13 protein-coding genes and 1 other RNA gene are annotated in these 13675 nt (G+C 64.8%); 6 read left to right on the forward strand and 8 right to left on the reverse strand.

What is annotated here, in order from left to right; all coding sequences use genetic code 11:
- Positions 1 to 177: 177 nt before the first annotated feature.
- The 8 genes from BMW89_RS36770 to tkt all read right to left on the reverse strand — a co-directional run bounded on the left by BMW89_RS36770 (position 178) and on the right by tkt (position 9825).
- Complete coding sequence (locus BMW89_RS36770) at positions 178 to 963, reverse strand: inositol monophosphatase family protein (RefSeq protein ID WP_092035223.1); 786 nt, start codon at positions 961 to 963, stop codon at positions 178 to 180.
- An 84-nt stretch (positions 964 to 1047) separates the two neighbouring features.
- A complete protein-coding gene (locus BMW89_RS36775; protein ID WP_092035224.1) occupies positions 1048 to 2118 on the reverse strand; it encodes a tetratricopeptide repeat protein in 1071 nt (356 codons plus the stop codon).
- A gap of 8 nt (positions 2119 to 2126) precedes the next feature.
- Positions 2127 to 2846, reverse strand: coding sequence for a thiamine phosphate synthase (locus BMW89_RS36780; protein ID WP_092035225.1), 720 nt, complete (start codon positions 2844 to 2846; stop codon positions 2127 to 2129).
- A gap of 3 nt (positions 2847 to 2849) precedes the next feature.
- Complete coding sequence (locus tag BMW89_RS36785) at positions 2850 to 3875, reverse strand: class I fructose-bisphosphate aldolase (protein WP_092035226.1); 1026 nt, start codon at positions 3873 to 3875, stop codon at positions 2850 to 2852.
- Between the two features lie 315 nt (positions 3876 to 4190).
- The gene (gene fba, locus BMW89_RS36790; protein ID WP_092035227.1) at positions 4191 to 5258 is read right to left on the reverse strand and encodes a class II fructose-bisphosphate aldolase; all 1068 of its coding nucleotides are present in this window, start codon (positions 5256 to 5258) and stop codon (positions 4191 to 4193) included.
- Positions 5259 to 5326: 68 nt separating this feature from the next.
- Positions 5327 to 6523 carry a phosphoglycerate kinase gene (locus BMW89_RS36795; protein WP_092035228.1) on the reverse strand — a complete coding sequence of 399 codons (1197 nt, stop codon included), beginning with the start codon at positions 6521 to 6523 and terminating at the stop codon, positions 5327 to 5329.
- A gap of 150 nt (positions 6524 to 6673) precedes the next feature.
- Positions 6674 to 7681 carry a type I glyceraldehyde-3-phosphate dehydrogenase gene (gene gap, locus BMW89_RS36800; protein WP_092035229.1) on the reverse strand — a complete coding sequence of 336 codons (1008 nt, stop codon included), beginning with the start codon at positions 7679 to 7681 and terminating at the stop codon, positions 6674 to 6676.
- A gap of 149 nt (positions 7682 to 7830) precedes the next feature.
- A complete protein-coding gene (gene tkt, locus BMW89_RS36805) occupies positions 7831 to 9825 on the reverse strand; it encodes a transketolase (RefSeq protein WP_283805345.1) in 1995 nt (664 codons plus the stop codon).
- 302 nt (positions 9826 to 10127) lie between these two features.
- Between tkt and BMW89_RS36810 the strand changes: the two genes are divergently transcribed.
- From BMW89_RS36810 to BMW89_RS36835, 6 genes are all read left to right on the forward strand, one after another.
- Positions 10128 to 10448 (forward strand): DUF4164 domain-containing protein, encoded by a 321-nt coding sequence (locus BMW89_RS36810; RefSeq protein WP_164988548.1) that lies wholly within the window; start codon positions 10128 to 10130, stop codon positions 10446 to 10448.
- The gene (locus tag BMW89_RS36815) at positions 10445 to 10828 is read left to right on the forward strand and encodes a cell division protein ZapA (RefSeq protein WP_092035231.1); all 384 of its coding nucleotides are present in this window, start codon (positions 10445 to 10447) and stop codon (positions 10826 to 10828) included. Before BMW89_RS36810 ends, BMW89_RS36815 begins: the two co-directional genes overlap by 4 nt.
- Before the next feature lie 59 nt (positions 10829 to 10887).
- A non-coding RNA gene (gene ssrS, locus BMW89_RS36820) (6S RNA) lies at positions 10888 to 11049 on the forward strand.
- A gap of 226 nt (positions 11050 to 11275) precedes the next feature.
- Positions 11276 to 11872 (forward strand): 5-formyltetrahydrofolate cyclo-ligase, encoded by a 597-nt coding sequence (locus BMW89_RS36825; protein ID WP_092035235.1) that lies wholly within the window; start codon positions 11276 to 11278, stop codon positions 11870 to 11872.
- Positions 11850 to 12677, forward strand: a complete 828-nt coding sequence (locus tag BMW89_RS36830) for a TIGR00282 family metallophosphoesterase (RefSeq protein WP_177196587.1) — start codon at positions 11850 to 11852, stop codon at positions 12675 to 12677. Before BMW89_RS36825 ends, BMW89_RS36830 begins: the two co-directional genes overlap by 23 nt.
- A 19-nt stretch (positions 12678 to 12696) precedes the next feature.
- Positions 12697 to 13380 (forward strand): hypothetical protein, encoded by a 684-nt coding sequence (locus BMW89_RS36835; protein ID WP_143062892.1) that lies wholly within the window; start codon positions 12697 to 12699, stop codon positions 13378 to 13380.
- Positions 13381 to 13675: the final 295 nt, after the last annotated feature.

Genomic DNA, 13675 nt, shown 5'->3' on the forward strand with positions numbered 1-13675 from the left:
GAATTCGGCCAATCGATCGGAGCGAGCCCTCCGTCGGTCGAAAACTTCCAGGGCAAAGGCGGAAGTAACTAGAGCCATAATTCCGAGTTATGTGATTGAAAATGTCTCGAAGTTGCAACTCATAATTTAAGGTCGGCAAGGTTTCAACGAGTTGATGATATAGAGCTCAGATTTCCCCTACTTCCGCAGAATCTTCACCAACTCCCCGTGCACGAACTCATTCCCGCACACCACGTGCCCGGTCACCAGCGCATCCCCCGGCGTCGCGATATCGCTCACCGTCCCGCCTGCTTCGCGCACCATGATCATACCGGCGGCGATGTCCCAGGATTGCAGATTGCGCTCCCAATAGCCGTCGAGGCGGCCGGCGGCGACGAAGGCCAGGTCGAGGGAGGCGGCGCCGAAACGGCGCAAGCCCGCGACGCGGTCCTGGATCGCGGTCATCTCGCGGCGGAATTCCTCGTGGTCGCCGCGGCCGATATGGGGCAGGCCGCAGGCCACCACGCATTCGTTGAGCTGGCGGCGGCCGGCGACGCGCAGGCGCTGGTCGTTGAGGAAGGCGCCCTTGCCGCGCTCGGCGATGTAGAGCTCGTCATTGGCGGGGTTGTAGATCACGCCGGCAATGATCGTGCCCTCGCGGACGAGGCCGATCGAGATCGCGAATTGCGGGATGCCGTGCAGGAAGTTGGTGGTGCCGTCGAGCGGATCGACGATCCAGGTATGGCTCTTGTCGGAGCCTTCTCGCGTGCCGCCTTCCTCGCCGATGAAGCCGTAGCCGGGCCGGGCCTTGGTGAGGTCCTGGTAGACGATCTCCTCGGCGCGCTTGTCGGCGAGCGAGACGAAATTAGCCGGCCCCTTGAGCGAGACCTGGAGATGCTCGATCTCGCCGAGATCGCGCTTGAGGCTGCGGCCGGCGCGGCGCGCGGCCTTGACCATGACGTTGATAGTTGCGGAATACAGCATGAGCTCTGGTCTTGATCGGGGGGGAGGGGCGCAAAACCGCGCCATTTGAGGGATTGGGTGCCCTGCGAGGGCCTTGAGGTCAAGTCATTTGGTCCCGAGCCATTTCCTGGCCGCGGCTTCGGCCTTGGACCGGTCTTCTGCCGGCAGGTCGGACAATTGCTTGTCGAGCTCCGGATCGCCCTTGCCGGATGTCTTGGCCACCAGGTGCCATTTGAAGCCCTCGACCTTGTCCACGGTCGTGCCCGCGCCGTTGATCAGCACCCAGGCCAGCCGGTTTTGCGCGATCGCGCTGCCCTGGCGGGAGGCCTTGCGGAGCAGCGCGATGGCCGCCGGCTGGTCCTTCGGCGTGCCGGTGCCGTTGAACAGCGCGATGGCGTATTCGACCTCGGCATCGACATTGTCGGCCAGCGAGGCGGCCTGAAGCAGCTGCGAGGCCTTTTGAGGGTCCTTCGGCACGCCGGTGCCTTCCTTGTAGAAGGTCGCGAGCGCGTATTGCGCCTCGGGCAGGCCGGCGTCCGCCGCCTGGCGCAAGAGCTCGGCGGCGCGCTTGACGTCCTGCGGCAGGGTCTGTCCGTCCAGATAAAGCAGCGCGAGATTATAGGCCGCCTTGGGCTCGCCGAGCTTGGCAGCGGAGGCCATCAGCTTGACCGCCTCGCCTTTGTCGACCGGGCCGCCGCGGCCGGACATGCGCAGCATGGCGAGCGCGAACATCGCCTCGCGGTCGCCGGCGTCGGAGGCGCGCTTGTACCATGCGAGCGCCTTGGCGTAGTCGCGGCGGATGCCCATGGCGTTGGAATAGAGCTCGCCCAGCATGGTCATCGCCTTGGGATCGCCGGTCCCGGCGCGGGCGTTGGCGAGGTCGAACGCCGTCTTGTACTGGCCGCGCTGGTAGGCGCCGAACACCAGATCGACACCGGGCGCATCGGTCGCAGGCGCGGGGATCACGGTCGCGGGCAGCGCCGGCTTGGGAGAGGCCGAAGGTTTTGGCGCAGGCGCAGCCTCTTTCTTCTTGGGAGGCGCGGGCGGCTTGGGCTTGGGCTTCTGCTTCTCGGCGGGTGCGCTCGGCGTTGCCACCGGCGGCGTGATCTGGAGCTGCGCGGCCGCGGGCGCCGTGAGCAGCAGCGTGGCCAAAATGGTGATGCGCGGGAGCTGCATGTCGGGCGCTAGCCGTGCTCCTCACCCGCAGGATCTTGACCTACAGGATCTTGGCTCACACGATCTTGGCCCACAGGCGCAGCCGCAAAGCCCTTCTTGATCGCAGCGTCGGCCTCGACCAATGCGGCCTTGGCTCCGCGCGGATCGGCCCAGATGAACTCGCCGACCAGCACGAAATCGGCGCCGCTGGCGGCAAAGTCGTGGGCCTCTTCGAGCGACGTCGCAAAGCCGACGCAGGGCGGCTCGAACAACTCGGCCCACCAGTCCAGCCGCTCGGCAATCGCCTGCGACGACGGCCGCTGGCCCTTCGCGTCGGGCTCGCCGAACAGTACATAGTCCGCGCCTATCTCGCCCGCATCCATGGAATGGTGCCGCGTCGTCAGCCCGCCGACGCCGGCGATGCGGTCGGGCTTCAGCGATGGCAGCGCCTCTTTCAGTGCGGCGATGCCGGGGAGGTGCGCCCCATCGGCGCCGCCGCGCGCGACGAGCTCGGGATAGCCATCGACGAGCAGCGCTGCGCCGGCCTTCTGCACCGGCGGCGCGAAGGCCTTGATGCGCGAAATCATGGTGCGCTGATCGGTCTCCTTCAACCGCAGCAGCACGGCGGCAACGTCGGCGGAGGCGAGCAGGTCCGGCAGCTCGGCGAGGAGTGCTGCGGGATCATCGACAACAGGCGTCGCGAGATAGAGACGCGGCGCAGGGCGCGGCGGAGGCGGTTTGTTCGACAAGATCTAGGCTGCCTTCTGTTCCAGGCTGGTTTGCCATTCGCCCCTCGAGGCGAGGCTGTTCATGCGTGCGCGATGGCTGAATGCGTTTTGTCCGGCTGCGACATTCTCGGCCTTGCCGGACCAGGCCTTCTGCGGTGCGGCCTGCAACGCGCGGCCGTAGGAGAAGGTCAGGCCCCAGGGCAGCGGGCCGAGCTTGTGCATGGCGTTGAGATGCGCGGTCGCCTCTTCGTCCGATTGGCCGCCGGAGAGGAAGGCGATGCCAGGCACCGCCGCGGGCACGCAGGCTTTCAGCAGGCGCATCGTCTTCTCCGCGACTTCCTCGACGGAGGCTTGCTTTGCGCATTTCTTGCCTGAGATCGCCATGTTCGGCTTCAGCACCATGCCCTCGAGCGCGACCCGCTGCACGCGCAATTCCTGAAACGTCTTGTTGAGCACACGTTGCGTGACCTCATAGCAGCGGTCGATGTCGTGATCGCCATCCATCAGCACCTCCGGCTCGACGATCGGCACGATCTGCGCGGCCTGGCACAGCGCAGCGTAGCGCGCCAGCGCGTGGGCGTTGACGCTGATCGCCGTCATCGAGGGAATACCGCTGCCGATGTCGATCACCGCGCGCCATTTGGCGAAGCGCGCGCCGCGCTCGTAATATTTTTTCAGCCGCTCGGCCAGCTTGTCGAGGCCGACGGTGACTGTTTCACCCGGACACATCGGCAGGCTTTGCGTGCCTTCGTCGACCTTGATGCCGGGAATGGCGCCGCTCTGCTCGATCAGCTTCACCAATGGGGTGCCGTCCTTGGCATCCTGCCAGATGGTCTCGTCATAGAGGATCACGCCGGAGATGTGCTGGCTCATGGCCTCCTTCGACCGGAACAGCATTTCGCGATAGTCGCGGCGGCTTGTTTCGGTCGATTCCACGCCGATCGCGTCAAAGCGCTTCTTGATGGTGCCGGAGGATTCGTCGGCGGCAAGGATGCCCTTGCCTGATGCGACCATGGCGGTCGCGATTCTGTTGAGCTCAGTCAGATTCATCGAGATGTCCTCCCAAAACGATTCTGCCCTTGCCTGTGAAAATAGACGGTTCTCGGGCAATTGCCGAGTTAAGTTCGTCGCAGGGTCAAGGGGGAGGTCAGTTGGGGCGAAAAGGAGCGGCTGGGCGACCCTTCACCTCGCCCCGCTTGCGGGGAGAGGTCGGATTTTGCGCGCAGCGTAAAATCCGGGTGAGGGGGTACAGGTCTATCGATAGGGCACAACTCGTGGAGAGAGCCCTCACCCCGCCCTCTCCCCGCGAAGGGCGGGGCGAGGGAGACGGTAGAGCGTGCCGGGCTTCACGCCACCGCGCGATCGCTACGCGACTCGGGGGGCGAGCTCGCCCTTGGCGTAGCGCTTGGCCATCTCGGCGGGGGTCAGGACCTTCTTGAACTTGGAGGCCTGGCCTGCGGTGTTGAACTCCTGGAGCCGCTGCTTGCACAGCTTGGTCATCGCTTCCATCGCGGGCTTCAAATACTTGCGCGGGTCGAACTCCTCCGGGTGCTCCTGGAACACCTTGCGGATCTGGCCGGTCATGGCCATGCGGTTGTCGGTGTCGATGTTGATCTTGCGCACGCCGTGCTTGATGCCGCGCTGGATCTCGGACACAGGCACGCCCCAGGTCGGCTTCATCTTGCCGCCGAACGCGTTGATGATGTCCTGCAGGTCCTGCGGCACCGACGAGGAGCCGTGCATGACCAGATGGGTGTTCGGCAGCTTGCGGTGGATCTCCTCGATCACCTTCATGGCGAGGATGTCGCCATCAGGCTTGCGCGTGAACTTGTAGGCGCCATGCGAGGTCCCCATCGCGATCGCGAGCGCGTCGACCTGGGTCTCCTGGACGAATTTTACTGCCTCGTCCGGATTGGTCAGCAACTGGTCGTGGCTCAGCTTGCCCTCGGCGCCGTGGCCGTCTTCCTTGTCGCCCATGCCGGTTTCGAGCGAGCCGAGCACGCCGAGCTCGCCCTCGACCGAGATGCCGCCGAGATGGGCCATGTCGGTCACGGTCTTGGTGACGCCGACATTGTAGGTCCAGTCGGCCGGGCTCTTGCCGTCGGCCTTGAGCGAGCCGTCCATCATCACCGAGGTGAAGCCGGCCTGGATCGCGGTCATGCAGGTGTCGGGGCCGTTGCCGTGGTCGAGATGCACGCAGACCGGGATGTGCGGATAGATCTCGGTGACCGCGTCCATCATGTGCTTGAGCATGATGTCGTTGGCGTAGGAGCGCGCACCGCGCGAGGCCTGGATGATGACGGGCGCGTCGACCGAATTGGCCGCCTCCATGATCGCCAGCGCCTGCTCCATGTTGTTGATGTTGAAGGCCGGTACGCCGTAATCGTTCTCAGCCGCATGGTCGAGCAATTGACGCAACGTGATCCGAGCCATGTGTCTTTTTCTCCGGTTTGGGCCCTTCAGGCCGCTAGCTGTTCGCCGATGAATGACTTGATGCCAAGTTACTTGGTGCGAAGCACTTCGACGCCGGGCAGGGGCTTGCCTTCCATCCATTCAAGAAATGCGCCACCTGCGGTCGAGACATAGGTGAATTGACCGGCCACCTGGGCCTGGTTGAGGGCCGCGACGGTGTCGCCGCCGCCCGCGATCGAGACCAGCTTTTTTGCTTTGGTGCGCTCCGCGGCATGCCTGGCGGCGGCCATCGTGCCGCGGTCGAAGGGCTGCATCTCGAACGCACCGAGCGGGCCGTTCCAGACCAAGGTCGCGGCGTCGTCGATCGCCGCATGGACGCGCGCGATCGACTGCGGGCCGACGTCGAGGATCATGCCGTCGGCCGGGATCGCATCGAGCCCATAGGCATGCGAGGGCGCGTTGGCCGCGAAATGATAGGCGACCACGGCATCGACCGGCAGGATGATCGCGCAGTTGGCGGCTTCCGCCTTCTCCATGATGCGCAGCGCGGTCGGGGCGAGATCCTTCTCGGCCAGCGACTTGCCGATGCCGACGCCCTGGGCGTGCAGGAAGGTGTTGGCCATGCCGCCACCGATCACCAGCGCGTCGACCTTGCTGACGAGGTTTTCGAGCAGGTCGATCTTGGTCGAGACTTTTGCGCCGCCGATGATCGCGATGACGGGCTTGGCCGGTGAGCCCAGCGCCTTCTCCAGCGCGACCAGCTCGGCCTGCATGGTGCGGCCGGCATAGGCCGGCAGCTTGTGCCCGAGGCCTTCGGTCGTGGCGTGGGCGCGGTGCGCCGCCGAGAACGCGTCATTGACCCAGATGTCGCCGAGCTTTGCGAGCTCTGCGACGAAAGCGGGATCGTTCTTCTCTTCCTCTTTGTGGAAGCGGGTATTTTCCAGGCACAGGATGTCGCCATCCTTCATTGCCGCCACGGCCTTGGCTGCGGGCTCGCCGATGCAATCGTCGGCAAACGCAACCGGCTTCTTCACGACCTTCGACAGCGCCTCCGCAACGGGCAGAAGCGAGTCCTTGGCATCGCGTCCCTTCGGCCGGCCGAAATGCGCGAGCAGGATGACCTTGCCGCCCTTGTCCGAGATCTCGGTGATGGTCGGCGCGACGCGCTCGAGCCGGGTCGCGTCGCTGACGCGGCCGTTGTCCATGGGCACGTTGAGGTCGACGCGCAGCAACACGCGCTTGCCCTTCAAATCGACGTCGTCGAGGGTGCGGAATTTATTGGTCATCGGAGGCCCTTGTCCCGGGTGCTACTAGCGGCGCGCAGTGCCGCTGTGCAGAACCGGGACCCACCTTGCGGCGAGTCCCGCGGTTAAATGGGTCCCGGATCTGCGAAGCAGCGTTTCACGCTGCATCGCGTCCGGGACACGAGAGCGGAGTTAGATCACCTTCGCGAACGCGACGGCGGTGTCTGCCATGCGGTTCGAGAAGCCCCACTCGTTGTCATACCAGGCCAGCACGCGCACCAGCGTGCCGTTCTGGACCTTGGTCTGGTCCTCGTGGAAGGTCGCGGAGTGCGGATCGTGGTTGAAGTCGATCGAGACGTTCGGCGCGCTGGTGTAGCCGAGGATGCCCTTGAGCTGCTGCTCGGAGGCGCGCTTCATCGCCGCGTTGATCTCCTTGGCGTCGGTGGCGCGCTTGGCGATGATCTTGAGGTCGATGACCGAGACGTTCGGGGACGGCACGCGGATCGAGACACCGTCGAGCTTGCCCTTCAGCTCGGGCAGCACGAGGCCGATCGCCTTGGCGGCGCCGGTCGAGGTCGGGATCATCGACATCGCAGCCGCGCGGCCGCGGTAGAGATCCTTGTGCATCGTATCGAGCGTCGGCTGGTCGCCGGTGTAGGCGTGGATCGTGGTCATGAAGCCGGTCTCGATGCCGACGAGGTCGTTCAGGACCTTCGCAACCGGCGCGAGGCAGTTGGTGGTGCAGCTTCCGTTGGAGACGACCAGATGATCCTTGCTCAGCGTGTCGTGGTTGACGCCGTAGACGATGGTGGCGTCGGCGCCGTCGGCGGGCGCAGAAACGAGAACGCGCTTGGCGCCGGCGCTGAGATGCGCGGAGGCCTTGTCCTTCGAGGTGAAGATGCCGGTGCATTCCATCGCGATGTCGACGCCGAGATCCTTCCAGGGCAGCTTCGAAGGATCGCGCTCGGCGGTCACCTTGATCTTGCCCTTGCCGAGGCTGATCGTGTCGCCATCGACGGTGACGGTGCCGGGGAAGCGGCCATGGACGCTGTCGAAACGGAGCAGATGGGCGTTGGTCTCGACCGGGCCGAGATCGTTGATGCCGACGACCTCGATGTCCGTGCGGCCGGACTCGGCGATAGCGCGCAGGATGTTGCGACCGATGCGGCCAAAACCGTTGATACCAACGCGGACTGCCATGTTTCGTCTCCTTCAATGACCGTTGTCATCCCGCCAAACGCGCAGCTAGCGCGTCAGCGAGGGTTTTTTAGGGCGGACGCCCGGTTCGGCCGGGCGGGGTTTGATCATATGAGGAATTACCTAGTCCTTTTTTCGGGCAAGCTCAACTCTCAGGAAACGCGCTTCAGGACGGCGTTAACCGCAGCCTCGGCGGTAATGCCGAAATGCTTGTAAAGGTCCTTCGCCGGCGCGCTCGCGCCGAAGGAATGCATGCCGATAAATTCGCCATCATGGCCGATCACGGCATCCCAGCCCCAGCGCACGGCGGCCTCGATCGCGACCTTCACCGGCGCGTTGCCGATGATCTCGGCGCGCTTGGCTTCTGGTTGCGCTAACAAAAGCTCGAGCGAGGGCACCGAGACCACCCGTGACGCGATGCCGCGCTCGGCGAGCTGCTTCTGGGCGGCAACCGCGATCTCGACCTCGGAGCCGGACGCGAACAACGACACCTTGGCCTCGCCCTGGGCCGCGACCAGCTCGTAGGCGCCCTGCTGGCAGGGGCTTTCGTTCGGCGCATTGGTGCGCAGTTGCGGCAGGTTCTGACGCGTCAGCACCAGCACGGTCGGGCCGTCGATGCGCGCGAGCGCAAGCTCCCAGCACTCGGCGGTCTCGATGGAATCGCACGGGCGGAACACGCGCATGTTGGGAATGGCGCGGAGTGCTGCCAGATGCTCGACCGGCTGATGGGTCGGGCCGTCCTCGCCGAGGCCGATGGAATCGTGCGTCATCACGTAGACGACGCCGGCACCCATCAGCGCGGCCAGGCGCATCGCGGGACGCGCATAGTCGGTGAACACCAGGAAGGTCGCACCGTTCGGCGCAAAACCGCCGTGCAGGAAGATGCCGTTCATCGCGGCCGCCATGCCGTGCTCGCGGATGCCGTAATGGATGAAGCGGCCTTTCGGCGTCTTGGCGGAGAAGCCGGTCGCCGACTTCGCCTTGTTGTTGTTGGAGCCGGTGAGGTCGGCGGAGCCCGCAAGAAATTCCATCGGCATCGCGCCGGCGATCACTTCGATCACCGCCTCCGAGGATTTGCGGGTGGCCGCATTCATCGGCTTTTCCAGCAGCTCCTTCTTGTACGCGCGGACCGCCTTGGTAAGCGAGGCCGGACGCTCATGGCGCAGGCGGCGCTCGAATTCGGCGCGCTTGCGGCTGCCGAGCTCGCCGAGCCGTCCTTCCCATTCCTGGCGCGCCACAGCACCGCGGCTGCCGGCCGCGCGCCAGGCCTTCAGCACGTCGTCGGGCACCGAGAACGGCTCGAGCGAGATGCCGAGATTTTCTTTTGCCGCCTTGAGCTCGTCGGGGCCGAGCGCTTCGCCATGCGCCTTCGCCGTGCCGGCCTTGTGCGGCGCGCCGAAGCCGATGGTGGTGCGGCAGGCGATCAGCGTCGGCTTGCTGGATTTCTTCGCACGGGTGATGGCGGCCGCGATCGCGGCCTGGTCGTGGCCGTCGATCTTCTCGGCGGCCCAGCCGCACGCCTTGAAGCGCTTCACCTGGTCGACGGAATCGGAGATCGAGGTCGGGCCGTCGATCGAGATGCCGTTGTCGTCGTAGAGGACGATCATCTTGTTGAGCTTCCAGTGCCCGGCCATCGCGATCGCTTCCTGCGACACGCCTTCCATCAGGTCGCCGTCGGAGGCGAGCACGTAGGTGTGGTGGTCGACGATCTTCTTGCCGAACTCGGCGGCGAGCATCTTCTCGGCGAGCGCCATGCCGACCGCGGTCGAAATGCCCTGGCCGAGCGGGCCGGTGGTGGTCTCGATGCCCTTGGTGTGGAAGTTCTCAGGGTGGCCCGGCGTCAGCGAGCCGAGCTGGCGGAACTGCTTGAGCTGGTCCAGCGTCATGTCGGCATTGCCGGTGAGATACAGCAGCGCATAGAGCAGCATCGAACCGTGGCCGGCGGACAGCACGAAGCGGTCGCGGTCGGGCCAATTGATTGCAGCGGCGTCGAATTTCAGGAATTGCGTGAACAGCACCGTCGCCATATCGGCGGCGCCCATCGGCAGGCCTGGATGGCCCGATTTCGCCTTCTCGACAGCGTCCATTGCGAGGCCGCGGATCGCGTTGGCCATACGATTGGGATCGACCTGCGTCATGTCTGAAATCCGTCTGGAATGAGGCGCTTGGCGGTGGATTGCGCCCGCGCGGAAAGGAGCCTTTCGGCCACTGAAAGTCGCGGCTGGGATAGCATCTCGGTTCCGGCAGGCCAAGGCAATCAAACGCCGGTTTGGCCGTAAAAGTTGCTTAGCAGTGCATAGTTTCGCGGCGGCGTTGCGCTAGGCTAGCTTGCCACGTAAACTTCTGCTTCTAACCGCTTGCCGAACCGAGTCTTTTGCCGGACGGCAAGCACCAGGAAAAGCCCAAGGTACGGTCCACGGGCAAGGCCACAGGTTCCGCCGCTGACTGCATGAACGATCGCGTTTCCAACAGCTCTGCCATGACGGAGTCCTCGGCCGTCGAGATCGAGATCGCGACCCGCAGGCTCATGGCGGCACTCGACGCGCTCGAAAGCGCGGTCGAGCGACGGCGCGATGCTGATCGCGACGAGAACGAGCTTGCGGCACGAATTCAGGCGCTGGGCGCGGACCGCTCGCGGCTCGCCGATGAGCTCGACGGCGCGCTGATGAAGTCGCGCAAGCTCGAGCGCACCAATCGCGAGATCTCCGACCGGCTGGATTCCGCAATCGTCACGATACGCTCGGTGCTCGATACCGGAGAGGACGGATGAGCCACATCAACGTCACCATCAACGCCCGGCAATACCGCATGGCCTGCGAAGAGGGCCAGGAGGTGCGGCTGCTCAAGCTCGCCGAAGGCCTGGAGACGCGGATTCAGTCGCTGCGTGGAAAATTCGGCGAGATCGGCGATGCGCGCCTGACCGTGATGGCGGCGCTGACCGTCTGCGACGAGCTGGTCGATTCCGGCAACCGCATCCGCACCATGGAGCAGGAATTGACCGAGCTCAGGGATTTCCGCAACGCCGCCGTCGAGCGCGCCAGGCTGACGCAGACGGCGGTGGTGAACGCGCTGAATTCGGCCGCCGCACGCATCGAGAAGTCGGCCCAGGTCCTGAACCGGACCGTCGGCAACGGCATCGCGATCGGCTGATTTCGGGCGGGCCGCCGGTTGGGCTGGCGATTCGTCAGTATCGTTGTTACATTGCCCAAGCGAGGCTGCGACGCGCGTCCGGAGCCATAATATCCCCGGGGCCTTATCGATCCTTAAGGGAACTGTCCCTGGCCGGGCCCGTGGGCTCGGTCATATGGTGCCCACCTACTTTCGTAGGGAACTCCGGGATCGAGTGCTTCAACGGCGTCCGCGGCTTCGCACTCGGCTTTCTGGCGATACGTTCCTGTCTAATTGCGTCCACGACAACCGGCGGTCCGATTTATTCTCGGTGTCATGCCCCGCCGAGTGCGCAATTGCGCACGGGGGGCGGGGCATCCAGTACGCCGCGGCGTCGAGGTTCAAGCACTGGCGTCTCTGGAATACTGGATCTCCCGCCCCAGTGCGCAAGGGCGCACAAGGCGGGTGATGACGGCGGAGCAAGCGCGCATGACCAACACCAAAGCCGAACTCCGTGCCAAAGCCCTCGCGGCGCGTGACGCGCTGAGCGAAAAGAAGCGCACCGCGGCTGCGACAAAGCTCGCCAAGCGCGGGCTGCCGTTCAATCTGCTGCCCGGCAGCATCGTCTCCGGCTACTCGCCGATCCGCAGCGAGATCGATCCGATGCCGCTGCTGAAGAAGCTCGCGGAGGAGGGCGCCACGCTGGCGCTGCCTTGCGTGACCGCGCGGGGCCAGTCGCTGATCTTCCGCATCTTCCATCCGAACGACCGCCTGATGCTCGGCCCGCTCGGCATTCCCGAGCCGTCGCCGGCAGCAAGCGAGGTCATCCCCGACATCATGCTGACGCCGCTCGCCGCGTTCGACCGTCTCGGCCACCGCATCGGCTATGGCGCGGGGCATTACGATTTCACCTTCGCGCACCTGCGCAAGACCAAGCAGATCGTCGGCATCGGGCTCGCTTTTGCAGCGCAAGAGATCCAGGCCGTTCCCGCACTAGCCCACGACGTGGCGCTGGATTATGTGCTAACGGAATCCGACGTTTTTGATTTCCGGAGTTCTGAAGTTGCGCATTCTCTTCGTGGGTGATGTCGTCGGCCGCAGCGGCCGCAACGCCATCGCGGAATATCTGCCGGGCATGGTCAGGGACTGGTCGCTCGATTTCGTCGTCGTCAATGGCGAGAATTCCGCCGGCGGCTTTGGCATCACGGAAGCGATCTACCAGGAGTTTCTCGATGCCGGCGCCGATGCGGTGACGCTCGGCAATCATTCCTGGGACCAGCGTGAGGCCCTGGTGTTCATCGAGCGCGCCGAGCGCCTGGTGCGTCCCGCAAACTATCCGCGCGGCACGCCCGGCCGCGGCGCCGCTTTGGTCGAGACCAAGAACGGCAAGCACGCGCTCGTCGTCAACGCTTTGGGCCGCGTCTTCATGACCCCGTTCGACGATCCCTTTGCAGCACTGGAGCGCGAGCTCGGCGCCTGTCCGCTCGGCGTTGCCGCCGATGCCATCGTGGTCGATTTCCATTGCGAGGCGAGCAGCGAGAAGCAGGGCATCGGCTACTTCTGCGACGGCCGCGCCAGCCTCGTCGTCGGCACCCACACGCATGTCCCGACGGCAGACCACCAGATCCTGTCAGGCGGCACCGCCTACATGACCGACGCCGGCATGACCGGCGATTACGACTCCATCATCGGCATGCAGAAGGAAGAACCGCTGCGGAGATTCACGTCGGGGATTCCGTCGGGACGGTTCGAGCCGGCGGCGGGTGCGGCGACGCTGAGCGGTGTGGCCGTGGAGACGGACGACGCGACGGGACTTGCGCTGAAGATTGCGCCGGTGCGCGTGGGTGGAAGGCTGGAGCCGACCAAACCCACATTCTGGATGCATTCCTGAATTTCCTCGGGAGTCCGTGGTGCCAAGACTCGTCGTCGTCCTGCTGTTGCTGCTGCTGTCGAATAACGCGCTCGCGCAGATCATGAGCAAGCCACGACCGTCGATGCGAGGGACCGTGTCTCCTGCCGATATCTCGGAACGTCTGGAGAAGTCCGCCAACGAGACGGGCCGAGTGGTGCCCAAGGCGGCGCGAGGCTCGGCGATCGATTTTGCTTGGCCGATGACTTCCGAAGAGTATGCCGCGATGGCAAAGCATGTGCTCGTGCTCGTCAGCGTCGTGACGCAAGATGCCGCAGAGCTTCCCCTGCGCCGCGTCCACATCAGGGCCGGCGGCAACGATATCGAACTGGTTCGCCTGAGCCATCAGTTCGTCGATGTCGCGAAAGGCTCCAGGACCTTTTCGGTGCTTGGCCGATATCGCGAAGATGGGTTCTATCTGGCGCCAGCCAGCGCAATGATGGCGGAGGGTTACCTGCAGGCCGACTTTGCGACGCGCCGAAGCGACTTCAACCTGTACAAATTGCCGGGCACGGCGCCGGATTTCATTCGGTCAGACAAAAATCCCGAGCCGCCGCCGAACAGCAAGCCGGATCCGGCAGCTGCCAGGGCGATGATCGTGCGGGAGTACAAGGGCTTCAAGCCTCCGACGTTTGAGCGGGCGGTGTTGCCGTTCTTGAATAAGTTGGCTGCTCTCGAGTTTTAGTCTGTGACCGCATCACGTCAGTGCGCGTAAGCTGCCGGCTTGAGAGGGCGACGCCGAAGTTCTGGTTGAGCTGAATTTTCGCGCGGCGTTGACGGTGCACCCTCGCCCCTTGTGGGAGAGGGTGGCTCGCCGCGTAGCGGCGAGACGGGTGAGGGGTCTCTCTCCGCGCGCGAAACTGCTTGTCGCGTTCGTGGATAGATACCCCTCATCCGGCGCTTCGCTGTCCAGCGGATGGATGGGTAACAAAACAGACCGGATCGATGGGTAACACTCGTTCATGATTTGGTCGGCTGCG

The sequence above is a fragment of the Bradyrhizobium sp. OK095 genome (genome assembly GCF_900109945.1).
GTDB lineage: Bacteria > Pseudomonadota > Alphaproteobacteria > Rhizobiales > Xanthobacteraceae > Bradyrhizobium.